The sequence below is a fragment of the Herbaspirillum sp. genome, from assembly GCF_017744395.1.
Taxonomy (GTDB): Bacteria; Pseudomonadota; Gammaproteobacteria; order Burkholderiales; family Burkholderiaceae_D; genus Herbaspirillum.
In genome coordinates, this window is the sequence record NZ_JAGIBI010000001.1 from 749,920 (window position 1) to 772,206 (window position 22,287).

Annotated in this window: 20 protein-coding genes; 4 read left to right on the forward strand and 16 right to left on the reverse strand. The window is 62.7% G+C overall.

What is annotated here, in order from left to right:
- Window positions 1-4: 4 nt before the first annotated feature.
- The 16 genes from J7548_RS03390 to rpsB form a co-directional block, all read right to left on the reverse strand.
- A complete protein-coding gene (locus tag J7548_RS03390; protein WP_290970314.1) occupies window positions 5-796 on the reverse strand; it encodes an RNA methyltransferase in 792 nt (263 codons plus the stop codon).
- 7 nt (window positions 797-803) lie between these two features.
- Window positions 804-1,421, reverse strand: a complete 618-nt coding sequence (gene rnhB, locus J7548_RS03395) for a ribonuclease HII (protein ID WP_290970317.1) — start codon at window positions 1,419-1,421, stop codon at window positions 804-806.
- Between the two features lie 34 nt (window positions 1,422-1,455).
- On the reverse strand, window positions 1,456-2,631 hold the full coding sequence (gene lpxB, locus J7548_RS03400; RefSeq protein ID WP_290970320.1) for a lipid-A-disaccharide synthase: 1,176 nt from the start codon (window positions 2,629-2,631) through the stop codon (window positions 1,456-1,458).
- Window positions 2,615-3,403, reverse strand: coding sequence for an acyl-ACP--UDP-N-acetylglucosamine O-acyltransferase (lpxA, locus tag J7548_RS03405; RefSeq protein WP_290970324.1), 789 nt, complete (start codon window positions 3,401-3,403; stop codon window positions 2,615-2,617). The genes lpxB and lpxA overlap by 17 nt, the downstream gene beginning before the upstream one ends.
- A 123-nt stretch (window positions 3,404-3,526) precedes the next feature.
- On the reverse strand, window positions 3,527-4,009 hold the full coding sequence (fabZ, locus tag J7548_RS03410; RefSeq protein ID WP_290970327.1) for a 3-hydroxyacyl-ACP dehydratase FabZ: 483 nt from the start codon (window positions 4,007-4,009) through the stop codon (window positions 3,527-3,529).
- On the reverse strand, window positions 4,002-5,069 hold the full coding sequence (gene lpxD, locus J7548_RS03415) for a UDP-3-O-(3-hydroxymyristoyl)glucosamine N-acyltransferase (protein ID WP_290970330.1): 1,068 nt from the start codon (window positions 5,067-5,069) through the stop codon (window positions 4,002-4,004). The genes fabZ and lpxD overlap by 8 nt, the downstream gene beginning before the upstream one ends.
- Window positions 5,070-5,213: 144 nt before the next feature.
- Window positions 5,214-5,687 (reverse strand): OmpH family outer membrane protein, encoded by a 474-nt coding sequence (locus J7548_RS03420; protein WP_290971601.1) that lies wholly within the window; start codon window positions 5,685-5,687, stop codon window positions 5,214-5,216.
- A 93-nt stretch (window positions 5,688-5,780) separates the two neighbouring features.
- Window positions 5,781-8,156, reverse strand: a complete 2,376-nt coding sequence (gene bamA / locus J7548_RS03425; RefSeq protein ID WP_290970333.1) for an outer membrane protein assembly factor BamA — start codon at window positions 8,154-8,156, stop codon at window positions 5,781-5,783.
- A 192-nt stretch (window positions 8,157-8,348) separates the two neighbouring features.
- The gene (gene rseP / locus J7548_RS03430) at window positions 8,349-9,722 is read right to left on the reverse strand and encodes an RIP metalloprotease RseP (RefSeq protein ID WP_290970336.1); all 1,374 of its coding nucleotides are present in this window, start codon (window positions 9,720-9,722) and stop codon (window positions 8,349-8,351) included.
- Window positions 9,719-10,891, reverse strand: a complete 1,173-nt coding sequence (ispC, locus tag J7548_RS03435; RefSeq protein WP_290970339.1) for a 1-deoxy-D-xylulose-5-phosphate reductoisomerase — start codon at window positions 10,889-10,891, stop codon at window positions 9,719-9,721. The genes rseP and ispC overlap by 4 nt, the downstream gene beginning before the upstream one ends.
- A gap of 30 nt (window positions 10,892-10,921) precedes the next feature.
- Window positions 10,922-11,749: a phosphatidate cytidylyltransferase gene (locus tag J7548_RS03440; protein WP_290970342.1), complete on the reverse strand. Its 828-nt coding sequence runs from the start codon at window positions 11,747-11,749 to the stop codon at window positions 10,922-10,924.
- Window positions 11,749-12,507, reverse strand: coding sequence for a polyprenyl diphosphate synthase (gene uppS, locus J7548_RS03445; RefSeq protein WP_290970345.1), 759 nt, complete (start codon window positions 12,505-12,507; stop codon window positions 11,749-11,751). The genes J7548_RS03440 and uppS overlap by 1 nt, the downstream gene beginning before the upstream one ends.
- A 192-nt stretch (window positions 12,508-12,699) precedes the next feature.
- Complete coding sequence (frr, locus tag J7548_RS03450) at window positions 12,700-13,260, reverse strand: ribosome recycling factor (protein ID WP_290970347.1); 561 nt, start codon at window positions 13,258-13,260, stop codon at window positions 12,700-12,702.
- Between the two features lie 109 nt (window positions 13,261-13,369).
- Window positions 13,370-14,086 carry a UMP kinase gene (gene pyrH / locus J7548_RS03455; RefSeq protein ID WP_290970349.1) on the reverse strand — a complete coding sequence of 239 codons (717 nt, stop codon included), beginning with the start codon at window positions 14,084-14,086 and terminating at the stop codon, window positions 13,370-13,372.
- A gap of 273 nt (window positions 14,087-14,359) precedes the next feature.
- Complete coding sequence (gene tsf, locus J7548_RS03460; protein WP_290970352.1) at window positions 14,360-15,247, reverse strand: translation elongation factor Ts; 888 nt, start codon at window positions 15,245-15,247, stop codon at window positions 14,360-14,362.
- 139 nt (window positions 15,248-15,386) lie between these two features.
- Entirely contained in the window at window positions 15,387-16,130 is a 744-nt protein-coding gene (gene rpsB, locus J7548_RS03465) for a 30S ribosomal protein S2 (RefSeq protein ID WP_290970355.1), read from the reverse strand.
- A gap of 289 nt (window positions 16,131-16,419) precedes the next feature.
- On the opposite strand from rpsB, the gene map reads away from it, so the two are divergent.
- From map to J7548_RS03485, 4 genes are all read left to right on the forward strand, one after another.
- Window positions 16,420-17,244 carry a type I methionyl aminopeptidase gene (gene map / locus J7548_RS03470; protein WP_290970358.1) on the forward strand — a complete coding sequence of 275 codons (825 nt, stop codon included), beginning with the start codon at window positions 16,420-16,422 and terminating at the stop codon, window positions 17,242-17,244.
- A gap of 218 nt (window positions 17,245-17,462) precedes the next feature.
- On the forward strand, window positions 17,463-20,015 hold the full coding sequence (locus J7548_RS03475) for a [protein-PII] uridylyltransferase (RefSeq protein ID WP_290970361.1): 2,553 nt from the start codon (window positions 17,463-17,465) through the stop codon (window positions 20,013-20,015).
- Between the two features lie 109 nt (window positions 20,016-20,124).
- Complete coding sequence (locus J7548_RS03480) at window positions 20,125-20,871, forward strand: pseudouridine synthase (RefSeq protein WP_290970364.1); 747 nt, start codon at window positions 20,125-20,127, stop codon at window positions 20,869-20,871.
- A gap of 159 nt (window positions 20,872-21,030) precedes the next feature.
- Window positions 21,031-22,215, forward strand: coding sequence for a helix-turn-helix transcriptional regulator (locus J7548_RS03485; RefSeq protein ID WP_290970366.1), 1,185 nt, complete (start codon window positions 21,031-21,033; stop codon window positions 22,213-22,215).
- Window positions 22,216-22,287 lie beyond the last annotated feature (72 nt).

The window sequence follows — 22,287 nt, forward strand, 5'->3', positions numbered from 1 at the left end:
CCGCTCAGTCGCCGGCGGTGCGCTGGCGCACTTGTTCGAAGAAGCACACCGCCGCCGCGGCGGCCACGTTCAGCGACTCCATCTCGCCCAGGTGCGGGATCACCACTTCCTGCGAGGCCATTTCCATCAAGTGCGGCGACACGCCCTGCCCTTCATGGCCGAACAGCCAGGCGGCCTCGCCGGACAGGTCGCACTGGTAGATGGTCTGGGCCGCATGCGAACTGGTCGCCAGCACCGGGATCTTGCTGCCGGCGCACAGGCGTTCCAGGTCGGCATTTTCGTAGATATCCAGCACGAAGTGCGCGCCCATGCCGGCGCGCAGGACCTTCGGCGACCATGCGGCGGCGGTGCCCGGCGCGCAGAATACCTGGCCGATGCCGGCCGCCGCGGCGCTGCGCAGCAGCGAGCCGAGATTGCCCGGATCTTGCAGCCCGTCCAGCAGCACCGCCGACTTATCCAGCACTTGCGGCGCCTTGGGATTGGGCGTGGCTACCAGCAGCAACAGGCCGACGCCGTTTTCCACCTGGCTGACCGCGCCATACAGGTTGTCGCTCAAGACCAGGCATTGCGCCCGGCCGCGTTCGCATTCGGCCAGGATAGGCACGACTTCCGGATGGTGCTGCGCGCTTTCGGCCACCACGCACAGTTGCGGCGCGCCCCGATGCTGCAGCCAGGCTTGCGCCAGGTGCACCCCGTCCAGCAGCGTCTGCCCCGCGCGGCGGCGCGCCTGGCTGCTGGCGGCCAGTTGCTTGAGATCCTTGTACAGCGGATTGTCTTTGGAGGTGATCAGTTTCATGCCGGCCTCACCCTTGCGCCGCCAGCAGGGCCTTGACCGGCGCATAGGAGCGGCGGTGCACCGGCGACACGCCGTGCAGGCGCAGCCGTTCCAGGTGCAAGGCGGTGGGATAGCCCTTGTGGCGGTCGAAGCCGTAGTGCGGATAGGTATCGTGCAACACCATCAGTGCCGCGTCGCGCGCGGTCTTGGCGAGGATCGATGCGGCCGAGATCGCCGGCACCTTGTCGTCGCCCTTGACGATGGCTTCGCTGCGGATGTTCATCACCGGGCAGCGGTTGCCGTCGATCAGCGCCAACGTCGGTAGTGTGGCGAGGCTTTCGACTGCGCGCCGCATGGCCAGCATGCTGGCGTGCAGGATGTTGAGCTCGTCGATTTCCTGCTCGCTGCAAGAGGCGATGGCCCAGGCGACGGCATTGGCCTTGATCTCCAGCGCCAGGCTGTCGCGCGCGGCTTCGGAGAGTTTCTTGGAATCGCGCAGGCCCGGAATCGGGCGCGCCGGATCAAGGATCACGGCGGCGGCGAATACCGGCCCGGCCAAAGGACCGCGGCCGGCCTCATCGACGCCGCAAATGATTTCATCAGCGTAATCGAACAGGGACAAGGTCTGGAGTGCCGCCTTGGGCATGATGATTTCCTTCTTTAAAACGAACCAAGACCGGCTATCGGGCGCGGGCGCCGATCACCTGGCACACGGCATTGGCGCTTTCACGGCTGGTGTCGCGCAGTAGCGCGTGGTGCATGTCGGTAAAGCGGCGCACCAGCCGCTGCTGCTGCGCATGGTCTTCCAGTTGGTGCCACACGGCATCGGCCAGCGCCTGCGGGGTAGCCTCGTGCTGCAGCAGCTCCGGCACCAGGAATTCCCGCGCCAGGATGTTGGGCAAGCCGACCCATGGCTGGTAACCCATATGGCGCATGATCTGGTACGAGGCCCACACGACCTTGTAGGAAATCACCATCGGTTTCTTGTACAGCGCCACTTCCAGTGACGCGGTACCGGAAGCCACCAGCACCGCATCGGCCGCTTCCATGGCCGAATGGGACTGGCCCGCGATCACCTTGATCTCCAGGTCGTCATAGCCGCCCTGGCGAATCTGCTCCTGGAAGAAGGCCATCTGCCGGTCACCGGCCATGGGCGTGACGAATTGCAGGCTGGGTTCGCGTTGCTTCAGCAAGCGCGCCGCCGCCAGGAAACCTTCGCCATTGTGCTTGAGCTCGCCCATGCGGCTGCCCGGCAGGATCGCCACCACGCGCGCGTCCTGCTTCAGTCCGAGCCGCGTCCGTGCCGCCGGCATGTCGGGCTGCATCGGGATCACTTCGGCCAGCGGATGGCCGACATAGGTCACCGGGACGCCGGCATTGCGGTAGATGTTTTCTTCGAAAGGAAAGATCACCAGCATGTGCGACACCGCGCGCATGATTTTCTTGATGCGCCAGCCGCGCCAGGCCCAGATCTGCGGGCCGATGAAATGCACGGTGGGTATGCCGGCGCGGCGCAATTGCTCTTCCAGGCCCAGGTTGAAGCCGGGGTAATCCACGCCGACGAAGACATCCGGCCGGTCGGCCAGCAACCGGTCGCGCAGGTCTTCCTGGATGCCCTTGATTTCGCGGTAACGGGGAATGACTTCGAACAGCCCGCGCACGGTCAGCTTGTCCATCGGCCAGTCGCTGGCGAAGCCCTGCGCCATCATGTGCTCGCCGCCGATGCCGTGCAGCCGCACGTCGGGCAGGCGCTCACGCAGGCCGGCCAGCAGGCGGCTGCCCAGCAGGTCGCCGGAGCTTTCGCCGGCTACCAGGGCGATCGATTGCTTGCGGCTCAGTTCAGCGGATGATGCCACGGCTGGAGGCTTCGATGAATTCGCGCAGCAGGCGGATGTATTCGGCCGAGGCGGCCGACTTGGTTTCCATCTGCGCCAGTTCCTGCTTGGCCTCTTCCAGAGGCAGGTTGGAGCGGTAGATCACCTTGTAGGCGCGCTTGATCTCCATGATCTGCTCACTGGTGAAACCGCGCCGCTTCAGCCCTTCGCTGTTGATGCCGGCCGGCACCGCGCGGTTGCCGGCGGCGGTCACGAACGGCGGCACGTCCTGGCTGACGGCGGCGGTAAAGGCGGTCATCGCATGCGCGCCGATATGGCAGAACTGGTGGACGGTGGTGAAGCCGCCCAGGAACACGTAGTCGCCGAGGTGGACGTGGCCGGCCAGCGTGGCGTTGTTGGCCAGGATGATGTTGTTGGCCAGTTGGCAGTCGTGCGCCAGGTGGACGTAGGCCATGATCCAGTTGTCGTTGCCGATGCGGGTGGCGCCGGCGTCCTGCGCGGTGCCGCGGTTGAAGGTGACGAATTCGCGGATGGTGTTGCGGTCGCCGATCTCCATGGTGGTCGGCTCGCCGGCATATTTCTTGTCCTGCGGCGCGGCGCCGATGGAGGCGAACTGGAAAATCTCGTTATCGCGGCCGATGGTGGTGTGGCCTTCGATGACCACGTGGGCGCCGATGCGGGTACCCGCGCCGATGCGCACGTCCGGGCCGATCACGGCAAAGGGGCCGACCTCGACCGAGGAATCGAGCTGGGCGCCCGGGGCAATCACTGCGGTAGGATGAATCTTCGACATATCCGGTTGTTCGCTTGATGTTCGCTGGATGGGCCCGCTATCGCGCATGCCCACAATGAATCAGGCCCGGCGGGATCGTATTCCGATCGCCGGCCGGGCCCCTGCTCAGTCTGGCTCGCCCGCTCAGGCGTTCTGGCTGGCGTCGGCGGCGCTGCGCATGGTGCACATCAGGTCGGCTTCGACCGCCACCTGGCCGTCCACCGAGGCGACTGCGGTGTACTTCCAGATGCCGCGCGCACGGCGGGTGATCTCGACTTGCATCTTCAACTGGTCGCCCGGCTCCACCGGACGCTTGAAGCGCGCATTGTCGATGCCGACGAAATAGACCACGGTGTTCTCGTCGGGCTTGCGGCCTTCGGTCAGGAACGACAGCAGCGCGGCGGTCTGCGCCAGCGCCTCGATCATCAGCACGCCCGGCATGACCGGCTTGTGCGGGAAGTGGCCGTTGAAGAACTCTTCGTTGACGGTCACGTTCTTGATGGCGGTAATCGTCTTGCCGCTTTCCCAGTCCAGCACGCGGTCCACCAGCAGCAGCGGGTAACGGTGCGGCAGGTATTGCTTGATCTCGTTGATATCGAGGACTTTTTTGATATCGGGGCTATTCATTCTCTTCTTGATTCTCTGAATTGGCTGTAAGCGATTTGAGCGTTTTCTCCAACGCCCGAATTTTCTCACGCATCGTGCCCAGATTGCGCACCAATGCGGCGGATTTTTCCCAATCCCGGTGTTCGGTGATCGGATAGAAGCCGGTGTACTGCCCCGGCTCCAGGATGGAACGCAGCGCCAGCGTGCCGGCCGAGACATGCACCCGGTCGACGATGGTGATATGGCCGTGGATCATGGCCGCACCGCCGATCGAGCAGTATTTGCCGATCCTGGCGCTGCCGGCGATGCCGGCGCAGGCGGCAATGGCGGTATGTGCGCCGATATGGCAGTTGTGCGCGATCTGGATCTGGTTGTCGAGCTTGACGCCCTCTTCGATCACGGTATCGGCCAGCGCGCCACGGTCTATCGTGGTGTTGGCGCCGATTTCGACGTCATCGCCGATCATCACCCGCCCGACTTGCGGAATCTTGACCCATTGCCCTGCTTCGTTGGCGAAACCGAAGCCATCGGCGCCGATCACCGCGCCAGAATGCACGATACCGCGCGCGCCGATTTCGCAAGCGTGGTGCAGCGTGGCGCGCGCGTGGAAATGCGTGTCGTCGCCGACCTTGGCGTTGCGGCCGATGAAGCTGCCGGCATCGATGCGGGCACGTTCGCCCACCACCGCGCCGGCCTCGACCACCACCTGCGGACCGATCACGGCGCTGGCCGCGATCCGGGCGGCAGGATCGACCACCGCGCTGGGATGGATGCCCGCCTGCGGCGCGACCTCGTCCAGGTGCTGGAACAACTGCGCCGCATGGGCGAAATAGGCGTAAGGGTTCCTGGTGACGATGCGAGCCCCTGCGTAGGACCGGATCTGCGCATCGTCGGCTTCCGACAGGATCAGCGCGGCAGCCTGCGTCTGGTCGGCCTGGCCCCTGAATTTGGGATTGGAAAGGAACGTGATATGGGAGGAGCCGGCGACATCCAGCGGTGCGATGCCTTGGACCTCGATGTCCGCATCGCCCTTCAACTGTCCGCCCAAGCGCTCGACCAATTGTTCCAGTCGAATACTCATCTTGGCCTTCCGAATGATATGCGTTGCATCAAAAAACAATATCGCCGCTGTCCGGCATCTGACTTCGACGGACAAGCGGGCCACCAATTGGCATGCGGGCGCGAAGACGTCACCGCCCTCGCGCCCGCATCCATGGCAGATCGATTACTTGGCCAGCTCTTTCAGCACCTTGTCGGTGATGTCGATACGCTTGCTGGCGTAAACGGCTTCCTGGAAGACGATATCGTACTTTTCGGCTTCGGCGATCTGGCGGATCACCTTATTGGTGCGCTCCAGCACCACAGCCAGTTCTTCGTTGCGGCGCTGGTTCAGGTCTTCGCGGAATTCACGCTGCTTGCGCTGGAATTCCTTGTCCAGGTCGGACAGATCGCGCTGGCGCTTGGCGCGGTCCGAATCCGACAGCACGGATGCGTCCTTGTCCAGCTTGTCCGACTGCGCCTTCAGGCGTGCGGCCATGTCCTGCAGTTCGCGGTCACGCTTGGCGAATTCCTGCTCCAGCTTGGTCTGCGCCGCCTTGGCCGGCGCCGCTTCGCGGAAGATGCGTTCGGTGCTGACAAAAGCGATCTTCGAGCCTTCCTGTGCGTGCGCGGCGGAAAAGCTCATCAAGCCGGCGGCCATCACGATGGCCTGCAGGGACAAAAACGATTTGGTCATGAACTTCAAGGTTATTCTCCGTATTACAAAATTCAATCAGGCCTAACAAAAGCCGTTTTAGAAACCGGTGCCGAGCTGGAACTGGAAGGTCTGCGACTTGTCGCCATCCTTCAGGTTCAACGGCTTGCCGAAGCTCAGTTTCAAAGGACCGATCGGCGAGACCCAGCTGATGCCAACACCGGCCGAATAACGCAGGTCGTTGAACTTGATGTTCTGGCGGTCGGCGAAGACGTTGCCGCCGTCAAAGAACGTGAACCAGCGCAAGGTACGGTCCTGGCCGGAGCCCGGGAACGGGAATTGTAACTCGGCATTGGCGTAGAAACGAGACGCGCCGCCCATGGAGTCGCCGTATTGGTCCTTCAGGCTGCCCAGCGACGAGGCTTCGTAGCCACGCACGGTACCGATGCCGCCCGCATAGTAGTTCTTGAACACCGGGTAAGGCTTGGCGCCGATGCCGCGGCCGTAGTCCAGTTCGCCATTCAGCGCCAACGTCACCGCCTTGCTGAAGAACGGCTGGAAGTACTGGTGCTGGTAGCTGGCGCGATAGTACTTCAGCGTACCCACCACCGATGTTTCCAGGTTGGCGCGCATGTACTGGCCAGTCGTCGGCACCAGCGCGCTGTCGCGGCCGTCGCGCTGCCATGCCACGGTCAGCGGGAAACTGGTGGTGCGGGCATTGCCGATGCCGCAATTGTTAGTAGCCGAAGTCACGTCGCAGCCGACGCCACCTACACCGCTGAAATCGCGCACGTACTGGCGATACAGCGAGGGGCTGGTATTGTCGGTACTGACGTCGGTATTTTCAACGCCCACGCCGAAGAACACACGATCCAACTCCGAGAACGGCACGCCGAACTTGATGCTGCCACCCAGCGTCTTGACGCGATAATCACCGGTCGCATATGTCGAGGGGCGAATCGTGCGCAAATAGACTTCGTAGGTGCGGCTGATACCGTCATCTGTGAAATACGGGTTGGTGGTCGACACAGCGATCGTACGGTAGCGCGAACTGGTATTGACTTCCACGCCGATGGTATTGCCGCTGCCGAACGCGTTTTCCTGCGAAATCGAGCCGGTCAGGCTGAGCTTGTCCGATTGCGAGAAGCCGGCGCCGACCATGATGTTGCCGGTCGGTTTTTCTTCCACCTTCATGTTGACGTCGACCTGGTCGGTAGTGCCCGGGACTTCCGGCGTTTCGAGCGTGACTTCCTTGAAGTAGCCCAGGCGGTCCACGCGGTCGCGGGACAGCTTGATCTTCTCGCCGTCATACCAGGAGTCCTCGAACTGGCGGAATTCGCGGCGGATGACTTCATCGCGGGTCTTGGTATTGCCGGCAATATTGACGTGGCGCACATACACGCGCTTACCCGGGTCGACCATGATGGTGAAGGCGACTTCCTTCTTCTCGCGGTCGACATTCGGGTTGGCGTTGACGTTGGCAAACGCGTAGCCGAAATTGCCCAGGCGTTCGCCGATCTTCTTGGTGCTGTCGGTCAGCTTGGCGCCGGAATAGACATCGCCGGGCTTCAGCTGTACCAGCGAAGTCAGCTCCTTCTCCATGCCGAACATCTCGCCTTCGAGCTTGACGCCGGAGACGGTGTACTTCTCGCCTTCCTTGATGTTGACGGTGATGTAGATGTCCTTCTTGTCCGGCGTGATCGACACCTGGGTAGATTCGACCTGCATCTCCAGGTAGCCGCGGTCCAGGTAATACGAGCGCAGGGTCTCGATGTCGCCCTGCAGCTTTTCCTTGGAATACTGGTCGGCCTTGGTGTACCAGGTGAACCAGCCGGGCGTGGTCAGCTTGATCTGGTCGCGCAGCTTGCTGTCGGAAAACACCTTGTTGCCGACGAAATTGATCTGCTTGATGCGCGAGACCTCGCCCTCGTCCACCGTGAAGCTGATCGCCACGCGGTTGCGCTCGACCGGGGTCACGGTAGTCGACACCTTGGCGCCATACAGGCCGCGTGACAGGTATTGGCGCTTCAGCTCCTGCTCGGCGCGGTCAACCTGCGAGCGGTCGAAAATGCGGGATTCGGCAACACCGATTTCTTTGAGCGCCTTGGTCAGCTGTTCCTTGTCGAATTCCTTGATGCCGGAGAAGTCGACGCTGGCGATGGCCGGACGTTCGACCACCTGCACCACCAGCACGTCGCCTTCGGATTCGATGCGCACGTCGCGGAAGAACCCGGTGGCGTACAGCGCCTTGATCGCCGCCGTGCCTTTCTCATCGGTGAAGGTGTCGCCCACGCGTACCGGCAGGTAGCTGAAGACGGTACCGGCTTCGGTACGCTGGATGCCCTCGACGCGGATGTCCTTGACCACGAACGGCGTCACCGCCATGGCTTGGCTGGAGCACAAGGCGAATGCGGCTGCGGCGATCAGGCGACGGGAAAAGGTCGGAATGGGATGGTACGCAGGGTGTATTTTCATCTATCGTTCATCAACAGTGTTTTCGCCGCGGCACTGCCTGACAAGATGCTGGCAAGCAATTGAAAACGGATTATTGTTCCATTGCCAATTGCTTAACAACTGCCATGGGGGATTGGCCGGCAAATGTAAAAAATCCGGTCTTTCTTGCAAGCCTTGGCGATTTGACCCGCCAATGCCCGCAACAGCCCGGATCTATCCTTGAAACATCAGGCGCACAATGTCGTTGAATGCAGCTACGAGCATCAGTGCCATCAGTATTCCCAGGCCGGCGCGCTGCGCGATTTCCCCAAACCGCTCGGAAACGGGCCGCCCTGTCAAAATCTCCAGCGCATAATACAGCAAATGACCGCCATCTAAAACCGGGATCGGCAAGAGATTCATCACGCCCAGGCTGATACTGATGAAAGCCAGGAAGCTGAGATAGCTGACCAGGCCGACGCGGGCGGTCTGGCCGGCATAATCGGCGATGGTGATCGGGCCGGTAATGTTCTTCCACGAGACCTGGCCGACAACCATCTTGCCGATCATCTTGAGCGTCATGACACTGGTGTCCCAGGTGCGGCGAGCACCCTTGGCCACCGCTTCCAGCGGGCCGTCGCTGATGGTCGCCATCTCGGGTGCCAGCGGCACCTCGACCTTGATGCGGCCGATCCGCTTGCCGGATGCCTCATCGTCGATGCCGTCGGGCACGACTTCCGCATCGAAAGCCACAGCGCCCCGCATACCATGCAGCATCAGGCGCTTGCCGGCAGATTCGCGCACCTTCTCAACGAACGCCAAGCCATCCTGAACCGGCTCCCCATCGATCGCGAGGATCTTGTCGCCAGTCTGCAGGCCGGCCGCTTTGGCCGGACCGTCGAGAATCTTGCCCAGCACCGCCGGCGGCCGGGCCAGCGCCAGGCCCAGCTTGGACAGGAAATCGCCTTCAAGGTCGCTGCTGCCGATATCGTTCAGGCGCAGCGTAACGGTATTGAGGAGCTTGCCCTGTCCGTTCGGATTGGGATGTTCGACATCGATGCGGGCATCGGCCTTTTCCAGCACCAGTTGCATCAGCTTCCAGCGCACCTCGGACCAGACATGCACCGGCTCGCCATTGATGGCCGTGATGCGGTCGCCGCCTCGCAGGCCGGACTGGTAGGCCGCCGTCTGCTCCGCCGCCACGCGCAACGTCGGCACCGGTTCGGGCACGCCATGCATGTACAGGCCGGCGAACAGCAGGATCGCCAACAGGAAATTGGCCGCCGGGCCGGCCGCCACGATGGCGATGCGCCGCCACACCGACTGGCGGGTGAATTCGCGCTTGAGGTCTTCTTCGGGAATGCCGTCCAGGTCCTGCTCGCGCGCGTCGAGCATCTTGACGTAGCCGCCCAGCGGCAGGATGGACAGCGCCCATTCGGTCTGGTCCCGGCCGAACCGGCGCGACCAGACGATGCGCCCCATCCCGACCGAAAAGCGCAACACCTTGACGCCGCACCAGCGGGCCACCAGGTAGTGGCCCAGCTCATGCACCACCACCAGCGTGCCCAGCGCGACAAAAAAGGCTATCAGGGTATGCAACAGCGTCATTGTGAAATCAAGGCCTCGGCATGGGCGCGGGCGGCGGCATCCTGCTCCAGCAGCGTGCCGACATCCGCCGCCTGCCGGTTGGGAATCGCGGACATTACCCGCTGGATCAACTGGTCGATCATCCTGAATCCGATCTTGCGGTCGAGGAAGGCTTGCACGGCGACCTCGTTGGCGGCGTTGAGCACCGCCGCCAGCGTACCGCCGGCCCGCAAGGCATCATACGCCAGTTTCAGGCAGGGGAAACGGCCGAAGTCGGGCTGGCTGAACGACAACTGGGCAATCTGCGCCAGGTCCAGCGGCGCCACGCCCGATGCGATGCGGTCGGGATAGGCCAGGGCCGAGGCAATCGGGGTGCGCATGTCCGGATTGCCCAGTTGCGCAAGCACAGAGCCGTCGGAATACGACACCATCGAGTGGATCACGCTCTGCGGGTGGATCACCACTTCTATTTTGTCCGCCGGCGCGCCGAACAGCCAGTGCGCCTCGATCACTTCCAGCCCCTTGTTCATCATGGTAGCCGAATCGACCGAAATCTTGCGCCCCATCACCCACTTCGGATGGGCGACTGCCTCCTCCACGGTGACCGCGTCGAGCGTGGCGACATCGCGCGTGAGGAACGGGCCGCCGGATGCGGTCAGCAGGATCTTTTCCACCCCATGCGCCGGCATCGAACGGGTATAGCCCGGCGGCAGGCACTGGAAGATGGCATTGTGTTCGCTGTCGATGGGCAGCAGGCTGGCGCCATGCGCGGCCACCGCATCCATCAGCAGTTGGCCGGAAATGACCAGCGCTTCCTTGTTGGCCAGCAGGATCTTCTTGCCGGCCCTGGCCGCGGCCAGGGTCGATGCCAGCCCCGCCGCGCCGACGATGGCGGCCATCACCATATCGCAGCCCGGCGCCGATGCGATATCGCATAGCGCCTCGGGGCCGTAGGCCACTTCGGTCGGCAGGCCCTTGGCGCGCAACAGGCCATTCAACTCGCCGGCCGCCGCCGCCGACCCCACCACCGCCACCTGCGGACGGAAGCTTTCGCACTGCGCCGCCAGTTCCGCTACCCGCGAATGGGCGCTCAGGGCATAGACGCGGTAACGGTCAGGATGACGCGCGATGACGTCGAGGGTGGAAACGCCGATGGAACCGGTGGAGCCGAGGATACTGATGGACTGCATGGGATTTCCGGATTCGTTAGTTCAAGACGCTCAGGCTGCCGCCAGCCAGAGGTCGATCAGCGCCGCCAGCGGCAGCACCGGGATAAGCGCATCGATACGGTCCAGCACGCCGCCGTGGCCCGGCAGCAGGTTGCTGCTGTCCTTCATGCCGGCGCGGCGCTTGAGCTGCGACTCGAACAGGTCGCCCACCACGCTGGCCACGACCATCACGCTCAGCGCGGCCACGAAGCCGGGCCAGCCCCAGCGCTCATACAGGTGCAACTGGAAAGTCTCGCCCAGGCCGACCGACATCGCCACCGCGGCCGAAATCACCAGCACCGCCAGCCAGCCGCCGATGGCGCCCTCCCAGGACTTGCCGGGGGAAATCGAGGGCGCCAGCTTGTGGCGGCCGAACCCCTTGCCGGCGAAATAGGCGCCGATATCAGCCACCCAGACCACCGCCATCACCGACAGCAGATATAGCGGCGAACGCTGGAACAGGTCGACGATGGCGACAAAGCAGCCCAGGATGGAGAGCATGTAAGTGCCGTTGAGCAGCCGGTTGGCGAACGCCTCGGCCTTGGGCAAGCCAAGCCCCAGCGCCGGCGCGAAACGTATCGCCCACAGCACCACGCACAGGACATACAGCGGGCGCACGCTGGGCAAGCCGCTGAAGAACAGGATCACGCTGAACGCCAGCGTCCACACCACGGCCCATACGGCGGGACGCGGACTCTTGAACAGGCGGAAACATTCCCAGGCGCCGGCGGCGAAGAACACCAGCACCGCCATCGCAAACGCGGGGAAATAATCGAAATACAGGATCGGCAACAGGATTGCCAGCAGGATCAACGCCGTGATGACACGCGTCTTGAGCATCAGGAAGCCTTTTTCTGGTCCAGCACTTGCGCGCTGGTGCGCCCGAAGCGGCGCTCGCGTTGTTGGTACGAGGCAATGGCCAGGTCGAGTGCCGCGGCATCGAAGTCCGGCCAAAAGGTATCGGTGAAATACAGCTCGCTGTACGCCAGCTGCCACAGCAGGAAATTGGAAATGCGCTGTTCGCCGCCGGTGCGGATGAACAGGTCCGGTTCGGGCGCATAGGCCATCGCCAGGTAGGGCGCCAGTTGCTCTTCGGAAAAATCGTGGACACCGGGATTGTCCCTGACCATACCCGACACCGCCTGCATCACATCCCAGCGGCCGCCGTAGTTGGCGCAGACGGTGAGCGTCAGGCGGCTGTTGCCGGCGGTCTGCGCCTCGGCCCGCTGCGCCATCTCCTGCAGCTTGGGGTCGAAACGGCTCATGTCGCCAACGATCTTGAGGCGGATGCCGTTGGCCGCCATCTTGCCGACTTCGCGCTCCAGCACCGTCATGAACAGGCGCATCAGCACCGAGACTTCGTCGGCGGGACGGCGCCAGTTCTCCGAACTGAATGCGAACAGGGTCAGAAATTCGACGCCGCGCGCGGCGCAGGCCTCGACGATGGAACGCACCGCATCCACGCCCTTGGCGTGGCCCGCCACGCGCGGCAGGAAACGTTTGGTTGCCCAACGCCCGTTGCCGTCCATGATGATGGCAACATGACGCGGAACCGCGGAAATGTCCGGAACCGCAAGAGTTGAGCTTTGATGCTTCATGAAAATTATTTAGTGCATTGATGGCGTTCGGCCGCACCATAGTAGCGCGGCCAGGGAAACTTTGACAAACCGGGGAACCGGGCATCTTCCCGCCCCCGTCGGCCGCTCCGCCGCACCTTTCCTTTGGGTGTTGTTGCTGCGGCATGCGGCGCCGTGCGACGACAACCGCATGCAAGTCCTGCCCGACGGCATTTACACCGTCATCACTTCCTTTTCCTTCTCGCCCACCAGCTTGTCGATCTCGGCGACGAACTTGTCGGTCAGCTTCTGGATTTCGTCCTGGCCGCGGCGCTCGTCGTCTTCCGACGCCACCTTGTCCTTGACCAGCTTCTTCAGGCTTTCATTGCCTTCGCGACGGATGTTGCGGATCGCGATCTTGGCATCTTCGGCCTCGCCCTTGACCAGCTTGACCATTTCCTTGCGGCGTTCTTCGGTCAGCGGCGGCATCGGCACGCGGATCAGGTCGCCGTGGGTGGCCGGGTTCAGGCCGAGGTCGGATTCGCGGATGGCCTTTTCCACCACGGCCACCATTTTCTTCTCGTACGGCTGCACACCAATGGTGCGGGCGTCGATCAGAGTCACGTTGGCCACTTGCGACAGGCCGGTCGGGCTGCCGTAGTACTCCACCATCACCTGGTCCAGCAGGCCGGTATGGGCGCGGCCGGTACGGACCTTGGCCAGGTTGGCCTTCAGGGTCTCGATCGACTTGCCCATCTTTTGTTCACTGTTCTTCTTGACGTCAGCGACACTCATGCTGCTCTCCTAATCTGATGCAATAACTTGTCTTGAATGCAAATGCCCAATGCGGGGGCATTGTAAACGGGAATACCGGCGCATGGCCGGTTTGCTTGCGGGCCGGGACTCAGACGTGCACCAAGGTGCCTTCGTCTTCGCCCATCACGACGCGCTTCAAGGCGCCCGGCTTGACGATCGAGAACACCTTGATCGGCAGCTTCTGGTCGCGGCACAGCGCGAACGCGGTGGCGTCCATCACCTGCAGGTGCTTGGCGATGGCCTCGTCGAACGAGATCGCCGCATAGCGGGTGGCCGACGGATCCTTCTTCGGATCGGCGGTGTACACGCCATCCACCTTGGTGGCCTTGAGCACGATCTGCGCGCCGATTTCCGAACCGCGCAGCGCCGCCGCGGTGTCGGTGGTGAAGAACGGGTTGCCGGTGCCGGCGGCGAACACCACGATCTTGCCCTCTTCCAGGTACTGCAGCGCCTTGGGGCGCACATAGGGCTCGACCACCTGTTCGATGCCGATGGCCGACATCACGCGGGCGGTCATGCCGGCCTGGCGCATGGCGTCGGCCAGCGCCAGCGAGTTCATGACGGTGGCCAGCATGCCCATGTAGTCGGCGGTCGCGCGATCCATGCCTTGCGCACCGGGCGCCACGCCGCGGAAGATATTGCCGCCGCCGATCACGATGGCCAGTTCGACCCCCAGTTTGCTGATTTCTGCCACATCCGCGACCATGCGTTCGATGGTCGCGCGATTGATACCGTAGGCGTCGTCGCCCATCAGTGCTTCGCCGGAAAGTTTGAGGAGTACGCGCTTGTAAGCAGGTGTTGTCATTGCAGGGCTCCGTGTTCTATCCGATTTGAATTATTGCTTGTCGATTGGCCCGCACGCTTCTTCGCATCGGCGGGATGGCGCGCTCCCCATGCGAAAATGCGGGCACTTGCATGCCGTTACTGCTGCGCCAGTGTTGCATACTACTTGATCCGCACCTGCCGCCGCTTCACCCCGTGGACCGGGCAAAACCATGACAATAGATGCCGCCCGCCCCAAAAGTTCCGGCCGGGCTTAAAAAAACGGGCCTCTCGGCCCGCTTTCTTCTTACCACGCTTACTGCGCTTGTTTCGCTGCAGCCACTTGCGCTGCCACTTCGGCGGCGAAGTCGTCCTGCTTCTTCTCGATGCCCTCGCCCACCACGTACATCACGAACGACTTGACGGTGGAGTTGGTAGCCTTGAGCATCTGCTCGACGCTTTGCTTGTCGTTCTTCACGAAAGCCTGGTTGAACAGCGACACTTCCTTCAGGTACTTCTGCACCGAGCCTTCGACCATCTTGGCGACGATATCGGCCGGCTTGCCGGATTCTGCAGCCTTCAGGGACGCGACCGAACGCTCCTTCTCGATCAGGTCGGCAGGCACTTGCTCGGCCGACAGGGCGACCGGCTTCATGGCGGCGATATGCATCGCCACGTCCTTGCCGACTTGCACGTCGGCGCCGTCGAACTCGACGACCACGCCGATACGGGTGCCGTGCAGGTAGGACACCAGCTTGGCAGCCGATTCAAAGCGCTGGAAGCGGCGGAACGACATGTTTTCGCCGATGCGGCCGATCAGTTCGGTACGCAGTTCTTCCAGGGTCTTGCCGTCGGGCAGCTTGCAGGCGCCCAGCGCGGCCACGTCGGCCGGGTTCTGCTCGGCGACCAGCTTGGCGGCGGCTTCGGCCAGGCCGATGAATTCTTCGTTCTTGGTCACGAAGTCGGTTTCGCAGTTGACTTCGATCAGCGCGCCGACGTTGCCGCTGATGTAGGTCGCGACCACGCCTTCGGCGGTGATGCGCGAGGAAGCCTTGGAAGCCTTGCTGCCCAGCTTGACGCGCAGGATCTCTTCAGCCTTGACCAGATCGCCTTCGGCTTCGGTCAGCGCCTTCTTGCATTCCATCATCGGCGCGTCGGTCTTTGCGCGCAGTTCGCCCACCATTGCTGCGGTAATTGCCGCCATACTATTCTCCTGACTTGATGGCGCGCCGCCCGCGGCAACGCGCCTTAATCCAAAATTAGTCCAAAAATCAACTCAAAAAAAAGGGGCCACTGCGCGTATCGCTGTCACCCCTTTTTGTACTGCACCAGCGAAAGCGGAATTACGCTTGCTCGCTGACCTCGACGAACTCGTCGCCCTTGACGGCTTCGACCACTTCGTTGACGGCGTTGGCGCGGCCTTCCAGCACGGCGTCAGCCACACCGCGGGCGTACAGCGCGATCGCCTTGGCGGAGTCGTCGTTACCCGGGATGACGTAGGTCACGCCTTCGGGCGAGTGGTTGGTATCGACCACGCCGATGACCGGGATACCCAGCTTGGCGGCTTCGGTGATGGCGCCCTTGTGGTAGCCGACGTCGATCACGAAGATGGCGTCAGGAATGCCGCCCATGTCCTTGATGCCGCCGATGGCCTTCTGCAGCTTTTCCTGTTCGCGACGGAACAGCAGGGCTTCCTTCTTCGACAGCTTCTCGACCGAACCGTCTTCGACTGCAGCTTCCATGTCCTTCAGGCGCTTGATCGAGGTCTTGATGGTCTTGAAGTTGGTCAGCATGCCGCCCAGCCAGCGCTGGTCGACGTAAGGCACGCCGGCGCGCTGCGCTTCGGTCGCCAGGATTTCGCGCGCCTGGCGCTTGGTGCCGACGAACAGGATGGTGCCGCGGTTGGACGACAGTTGACGCACGTACTTCAGCGCCTCCTGGTACATGCCCAGGGTCTTTTCCAGGTTGACGATGTGAATCTTGTTGCGATGACCGAAGATATACGGGGCCATCTTGGGGTTCCAGAAGCGGGTTTGGTGACCGAAGTGGACACCGGCTTCCAGCATTTCGCGCATGGTAACGGACATGAATTTCTCCAGGGTTAGGTCTGGAATCCGCTCGGTCATCCGGCTCATGCAGCCAGACACCCTTTGGCGAACGGATTCGCGTTTCAAAAATACATTCAATTAAGGCAACATACGGCTCGCGCCATTTACATCGCCTCCAACCCGATTTCAGGTTAGCCCGAGATTGTACTCAATTACGCCACTTTGTTCAAGCACCACTTCAACATCGGATGCCAGCCCTCCGGCGCGTCGGCGGCCTCTAGACTATAATTCCTACTTGACAGATTTTCCTGCGAATTAACGATACGACATGGGCAACATCACCATCAAGACCGCCGAAGACATCGAAGGCATGCGCGTGGCCGGCCGCCTGGCCGCCGAAGTGCTGGACTACATCGCCCCCTTCGTGAAGCCCGGCGTGACCACCGGCGAGATCGACCGCCTCTGCCACGAGTACATGACAAATGTGCAAGGCACCATCCCGGCTCCGCTCAATTATTGCCCGCCCGGCTACACCCCCTACCCCAAGGCCATCTGCACCTCGCTCAACGACGTGATCTGCCACGGCATCCCGGGCGACAAGGTGATGAAGAACGGCGACGTGCTCAATATCGACGTCACGGTCATCAAAAACGGCTACCACGGCGACACCAGCCGCATGTTCTACCTGGGCGAGCCGTCGATCCTGGCGCGCCGCCTGACCGACATCACCTATGAATGCATGTGGCTGGGCATTTCCAAGATCAAGCCGGGCGCGCACCTGGGCGACATCGGCCACGTCATCCAGCAGCATGCCGAAAAGGCCGGCTACAGCGTGGTGCGCGAATTCTGCGGCCACGGCATCGGCAAGGTCTTCCATGAAGAACCGCAAGTGCTGCACTACGGCCGCCCCGGCACGCTGGAAAAGTTGCAGGCCGGCATGATTTTCACAGTCGAGCCGATGATCAACGCCGGCCGCCGCGAAATCCGCGAGATGGGCGACGGCTGGACCATCAAGACCAAGGACCGCAGCCTGTCGGCGCAGTGGGAACACACCGTGCTGGTCACCGAGACCGGCTTTGAAGTGCTGACGGTGTCGCCCGGCATGCCGGCGCCGCCGGCGTTCATCCAGAACCTGGCGACGGCCCCCGCCTGATCCGTTTCCCGACACGGCTACCCTGCTTCGGCGGAAATTGCGATGAACGACAACCCGGTCATCGTAATTTCCGCCGAAACGTTTCAGCGCTATGCTTATCCGCAAGGCATTCGGCATGAAACCTGCTTAGGATCCGCTCGCCGTCCCGGCCACCCAAGGGACGGCCAAAGATAAACAGCCCAAAGACAAGCCCTCTGCTCCCATCCCCATTCAAGCCGATGCCGACACTCGCCGTCACCCTCAAAAAGCAGCTCAAGGCCGCACGCCAGCAAGCCATCGATGTCTTCCAGTCCAACCACAAGCCGGAACAACTGCTGACCCAGTTGCGCCGCAACGTCGACGAAGCGCTCTCGCAGGCCTGGACGGAGCTGGGCATGCCGGCCGAGGCCGCCCTGGTGGCCGTCGGCGGCTATGGCCGCGGCGAACTGTTCCCGTATTCGGATGTGGACGTGCTGATCCTGCTTCCCAAGGCCGCCGAAGGCCAGGAAAAAGAGAAGCTCGAATCGCTGGTCCAGCTGCTCTGGGACATCGGCCTGGAAATCGGCCACAGCATCCGCACCGTCGACGAATGCATGGACGAATCCGCCGCCGACATCACGGTGCAGACCAGCCTGCTGGAAGCGCGCCTGGTCACCGGCAGCCGCAAACTGTTCAAGCAGTTGCAGGAGCGCTACCAGGCCGCGCTCGACCCGCTGGCCTTCTTCCATGCCAAGACGCTGGAGATGCGCCAGCGCCACATCAAGTACGAAGACACCCCCTACAGCCTGGAGCCGAACTGCAAGGAAAGCCCCGGCGGCCTGCGCGACCTGCAGGTGATCCTGTGGGTCTCCAAGGCGGCCGGGCTGGGCGACTCCTGGGGCAAGCTGGCCGAGCACGGCATGCTGACGGCCACCGAAGCGCGCCAGCTGCGCCAGAAGGAGCGCGCCTTCAAGGACATCCGCATCCGCCTGCACCTCCAGACCAACCGCCGCGAAGACCGCCTGGTGTTCGACATCCAGACGCCGATCGCCGAAAGCTTCGGCTTCAAGACCAGCGATACCCGCCGCGCCAGCGAATACCTGATGCAGCGCTACTACTGGGCGGCCAAGGCGGTGACCCAGCTCAACACCATCCTGCTGCAAAACATCGAAGCCCACCTGTTCCCGCAGCAGGAAGTGCCCAAGCGCATCAACGACCGCTTCAACGAAGTCAACGGCTTCGTCGACATCGCCCACGGCAACCTGTTCGAAGAGACGCCTTCGGCCATGCTGGAGGTATTCCTGGTGCTGGCCGAGCACCCCGAACTCAAGGACATGTCGGCGCGCACCATGCGCGCGCTGTGGCATGCCCGCTTCAAGATCGACAACGCCTTCCGCGCCAACCCGGAAAACCACCGGCTGTTCATGCAGATCCTGCAAAGCAAGCGCGGCATCACGCACGCGCTGCGCCGCATGAACGCCACCAGCGTGCTGGGCCGCTACCTGCCCAACTTCCGCCATATCGTCGGCCAGATGCAGCACGACCTGTTCCACGTCTACACGGTCGACCAGCACATCCTGATGGTGGTGCGCAACGTGCGCCGCTTCACAATGAGCGAACACGCCCACGAATATCCGTTCTGCAGCCAGTTGATGGCCAACTTCGGGCAGCCCTGGGTGCTGTACGTGGCGGCGCTGTTCCACGACATCGCCAAGGGCCGCGGCGGCGACCACTCCGAGCTGGGCATGGTCGATGCGCGCCAGTTCTGCGAGCAGCACGGCGTTTCCGAAGAAAACACCGAACTGATCGTGTTTCTGGTCCAGCACCACCTCACCATGTCGCAGGTGGCGCAGAAGCAGGACCTGTCGGACCCCGACGTGATCTCCCAATTCGCCCGCCTGGTCGGCGACGAGCGCCACCTGACCGCGCTCTACCTGCTGACCGTGGCCGACATCCGCGGCACCAGCCCGAAGGTGTGGAACGCCTGGAAGGGCAAGCTGCTGGAAGACCTGTACCGCATCACGCTGCGCGTACTGGGCGGCGAAGCGCCCTCGGCCGACCGCGAGCTGAAGAACACCCAGCAGGAAGCCATCAAGACGCTGCGCCTGTACGGCCTGCCGGCCGACGCCCACGAGAAGTTCTGGCAGCAGCTGGACGTGGCCTACTTCCTGCGCCACGATGCCTCCGACATCGCCTGGCAAACCCGCTGCTTCTACGACAAGACCGACACCAGCGTGCCGCTGGTGCGCTGCCGCCTGGCCCCCATCGGCGAAGGCGTACAGGTCGCGGTCTACACGCCCGACCGCCCCGACCTGTTCGCGCGCATCTGCAGCTACTTCGACCAGAAGAACTTCAGCATCTTCGACGCCAAGATCCACACCACCCAGAACAACTACGCGCTGGATGCCTTCCTGATCAACGCGCCGGTGTTCGCCAAGAACTACCGCGACATCATCAACCTGATCGAGCATGAACTGGGCGAACTGCTGCAGTCGGACGCGCCCTTGCCGGCTCCCTCCAAGGCCAGGCTGTCGCGGCTGTCGCGCACCTTCCCGATCAACCCTGCGGTCGACCTGCGCCCCGACGAGCGCGGCCAGTACTACCTGCTGTCGGTTTCGGCCAACGACCGCGCCGGCCTGCTCTACTCGATTTCCAATGTGCTGGCCAAATACAAGATCAACCTGCACACCGCCAAGGTGATGACGCTGGGCGAACGCGTCGAAGACGTGTTCCTGATCGACGGGCCGGGATTGTCCCAGCCGCGCAACCAGATCCTGCTGGAAACCGAATTGCTGGCCACGCTGCGAATCTGACCCGCCGGGCCGGCGCCCCGCCTTGGCGCGCCGGCCGTCAAAGCCGTACAATCTCACCCTCGCCGCGCGCCGGCGCCTTTATGTATTCGTGTATTCGCAAGGCCCTTCCATGACCGAACCCGTCCGCCTCTCCAAACGCATGTCCGAACTCGGCCTGTGCTCGCGCCGCGAAGCCGACGAGTGGATCGAAAAAGGCTGGGTGCGCGTCGATGGCGTAGTGGTGTCCGTGCTCGGCAGCAAGGTGCTGCCGCACCAGAAGGTCACCGTGGAGCGCCAGGCCAGCGCCGAGCAGGCCCAGCGCGTGACCATCCTGATCAACAAGCCGATGGGCTACGTCAGCGGCCAGGCCGAGGACGGCTACAAACCCGCGGTGGCGCTGGTCAATGCCGAATCGCGCTGGAAGGAAGACGACACCGACATGCAGTTCCACCCCAGGCAACTGCGCAGCCTGGTGCCGGCCGGACGACTGGACATCGATTCGGTGGGCCTGTTGGTGCTGACCCAGGACGGCCGCATCGCCAAGCAACTGATCGGCGAAGACTCGGCGGTCGACAAGGAGTACCTGGTGCGGGTGAAATACCTGCGCCCAGGCAAGCTGCCCGACAGCGACCTCAAGCGGCTCAACCACGGCCTGGTCATGGACGGCAAGCCGTTGCGGCCGGCCAAGGTGGTCTGGCAGAACGAGGACCAGCTGCGCTTCACGCTGCGCGAAGGCAAGAAGCGCCAGATCCGCCGCATGTGCGACATGGTGGGGTTGAAAGTGATCGGCCTGAAGCGCGTGCGCATCGGCGGCGTCAAGCTGGGCGAGCTGCCGCCGGGGCAATGGCGCTATCTCCGGCCGGACGAGCAGTTCTGATACCAGTCTTCAAACCGGCGCGCGACATGCGCCTGCCTTGCCGAAAAACAATTTCAACTGTCAGCAATGCGTCAGTTTTCTGTCAGCAAACGCTGACAATTCCCATTTATATTAGGCCAAAGAACAAGACATTAAGGCCGGTTATAAAAAGGGGAAGGCATGGATTCGACGACGCAGGAATTGGTGCGTTTCAACCACCTGGTCGAATTGATTTATGAAGGCGCCACGGCGCCAGAGCGCTGGACCAGGGACATCATGCCGGCCATCGCCGATTACCTGGAAGCGCCGGCCGGCATCCTGTATTCGTTTCTGCATACGCCACAGAACGGCGGCTATTTTTTCCTGCATGGCATCGAACAGGACCATGTCGACCAGTACGTGCAAAAGTACTATGCCGACGATGTCTGGAAAATCGCCATGGCCGAGCGCAACCAGTATGTGACGGGAAACCTCGTGGTGGGCGATGAACTGATTCCCCGCGCGCAGTTGCTGCAATCCAATTTTTACAAAGCCTGCCTGTCCCGCAACGAGAACATGGTGCAGCTATTGGGGAGCATCGTCTTCGGCTCGGAATCGGAAACATCGCTCCCCACCATCTGCTCTTTCTTCAGGGGCTCTCACCACGCGGACTTCAATGAAACTGACCGCACCCGCCTGCGTTTACTAGGCCCGCACTTGTCGCGCTCCCTCGGCGTCATGCATCGCCTGCGCTCGACCGAACTGACCCTGGCGACCAGCCAGGCCGCCCTGGACCGCCTGGCATCCGGCGTCCTGCTGCTCGATGCGACGGGAACGGTGACCTTCACCAACCATGCGGCGCAACGCATGCTGGCCGACAGGGACGGCCTGCGCCTGCATCGGCACAGCCACCAGGCCGGCCTCGGCAGCCTGATGGCGGAAACGGTATCGGCCAGCAAGGCGATCGGCGATGCCATCGCCGCGACCTTGCGCATCGATCCCTACGCCACGCCGCACTTTTCCAAATCGCTCACCGTACCGCACCTATCCTCTCCTGCCCGCTACGTCCTGCAATTCTCCGCGCTGGGATCGCACAACGAATTCGGCGGAAGCGCATTCGCCGCCATCGTCTTCATAACCGACGACGCCAATAAGATCGCGATCGATCCCGCTGTCCTCCAGCAGGCTTACGGACTGACGCTGACGGAAGCGCGCGTCGCCGTCGCCTTGCTGGACCATGAATCCGCCAGGGAGGTGGCCGATACGCTCGGCGTGAGCCCGAACACGATACGCACGCATATCAAAAATATCTACAGCAAGCTCGGCGTCGACACGCGCGCCCGGTTCGTCAAACTCTTGCTGGGAGTCGCTAAACAAAGCGTTTAAAGACGCATTTCCCCTCTTTCCTCCACATTTCATCGGATCCTTTTCACCCCCCATTTGGGGGACGCCCGTTAA

Excerpts from the sequence above, each read along its gene's own strand:
- J7548_RS03390 (WP_290970314.1), bottom strand. The coding sequence starts at position 796 with ATGAAACTGATCACCTCCAAAGACAATCCGCTGTACAAGGATCTCAAG.
- rnhB (WP_290970317.1), bottom strand. The coding sequence starts at position 1,421 with ATGCCCAAGGCGGCACTCCAGACCTTGTCCCTGTTCGATTACGCTGAT.
- lpxA (WP_290970324.1), bottom strand. The coding sequence starts at position 3,403 with ATGTCGAAGATTCATCCTACCGCAGTGATTGCCCCGGGCGCCCAGCTC.
- fabZ (WP_290970327.1), bottom strand. The coding sequence starts at position 4,009 with ATGAATAGCCCCGATATCAAAAAAGTCCTCGATATCAACGAGATCAAG.
- lpxD (WP_290970330.1), bottom strand. The coding sequence starts at position 5,069 with ATGAGTATTCGACTGGAACAATTGGTCGAGCGCTTGGGCGGACAGTTG.
- J7548_RS03420 (WP_290971601.1), bottom strand. The coding sequence starts at position 5,687 with ATGGCCGCCGGCTTGATGAGCTTTTCCGCCGCGCACGCACAGGAAGGC.
- bamA (WP_290970333.1), bottom strand. The coding sequence starts at position 8,156 with ATGAAAATACACCCTGCGTACCATCCCATTCCGACCTTTTCCCGTCGC.
- rseP (WP_290970336.1), bottom strand. The coding sequence starts at position 9,722 with ATGACGCTGTTGCATACCCTGATAGCCTTTTTTGTCGCGCTGGGCACG.
- ispC (WP_290970339.1), bottom strand. The coding sequence starts at position 10,891 with ATGCAGTCCATCAGTATCCTCGGCTCCACCGGTTCCATCGGCGTTTCC.
- J7548_RS03440 (WP_290970342.1), bottom strand. The coding sequence starts at position 11,749 with ATGCTCAAGACGCGTGTCATCACGGCGTTGATCCTGCTGGCAATCCTG.
- uppS (WP_290970345.1), bottom strand. The coding sequence starts at position 12,507 with ATGAAGCATCAAAGCTCAACTCTTGCGGTTCCGGACATTTCCGCGGTT.
- frr (WP_290970347.1), bottom strand. The coding sequence starts at position 13,260 with ATGAGTGTCGCTGACGTCAAGAAGAACAGTGAACAAAAGATGGGCAAG.
- pyrH (WP_290970349.1), bottom strand. The coding sequence starts at position 14,086 with ATGACAACACCTGCTTACAAGCGCGTACTCCTCAAACTTTCCGGCGAA.
- tsf (WP_290970352.1), bottom strand. The coding sequence starts at position 15,247 with ATGGCGGCAATTACCGCAGCAATGGTGGGCGAACTGCGCGCAAAGACC.
- rpsB (WP_290970355.1), bottom strand. The coding sequence starts at position 16,130 with ATGTCCGTTACCATGCGCGAAATGCTGGAAGCCGGTGTCCACTTCGGT.
- map (WP_290970358.1), top strand. The coding sequence starts at position 16,420 with ATGGGCAACATCACCATCAAGACCGCCGAAGACATCGAAGGCATGCGC.
- J7548_RS03475 (WP_290970361.1), top strand. The coding sequence starts at position 17,463 with ATGCCGACACTCGCCGTCACCCTCAAAAAGCAGCTCAAGGCCGCACGC.
- J7548_RS03480 (WP_290970364.1), top strand. The coding sequence starts at position 20,125 with ATGACCGAACCCGTCCGCCTCTCCAAACGCATGTCCGAACTCGGCCTG.
- J7548_RS03485 (WP_290970366.1), top strand. The coding sequence starts at position 21,031 with ATGGATTCGACGACGCAGGAATTGGTGCGTTTCAACCACCTGGTCGAA.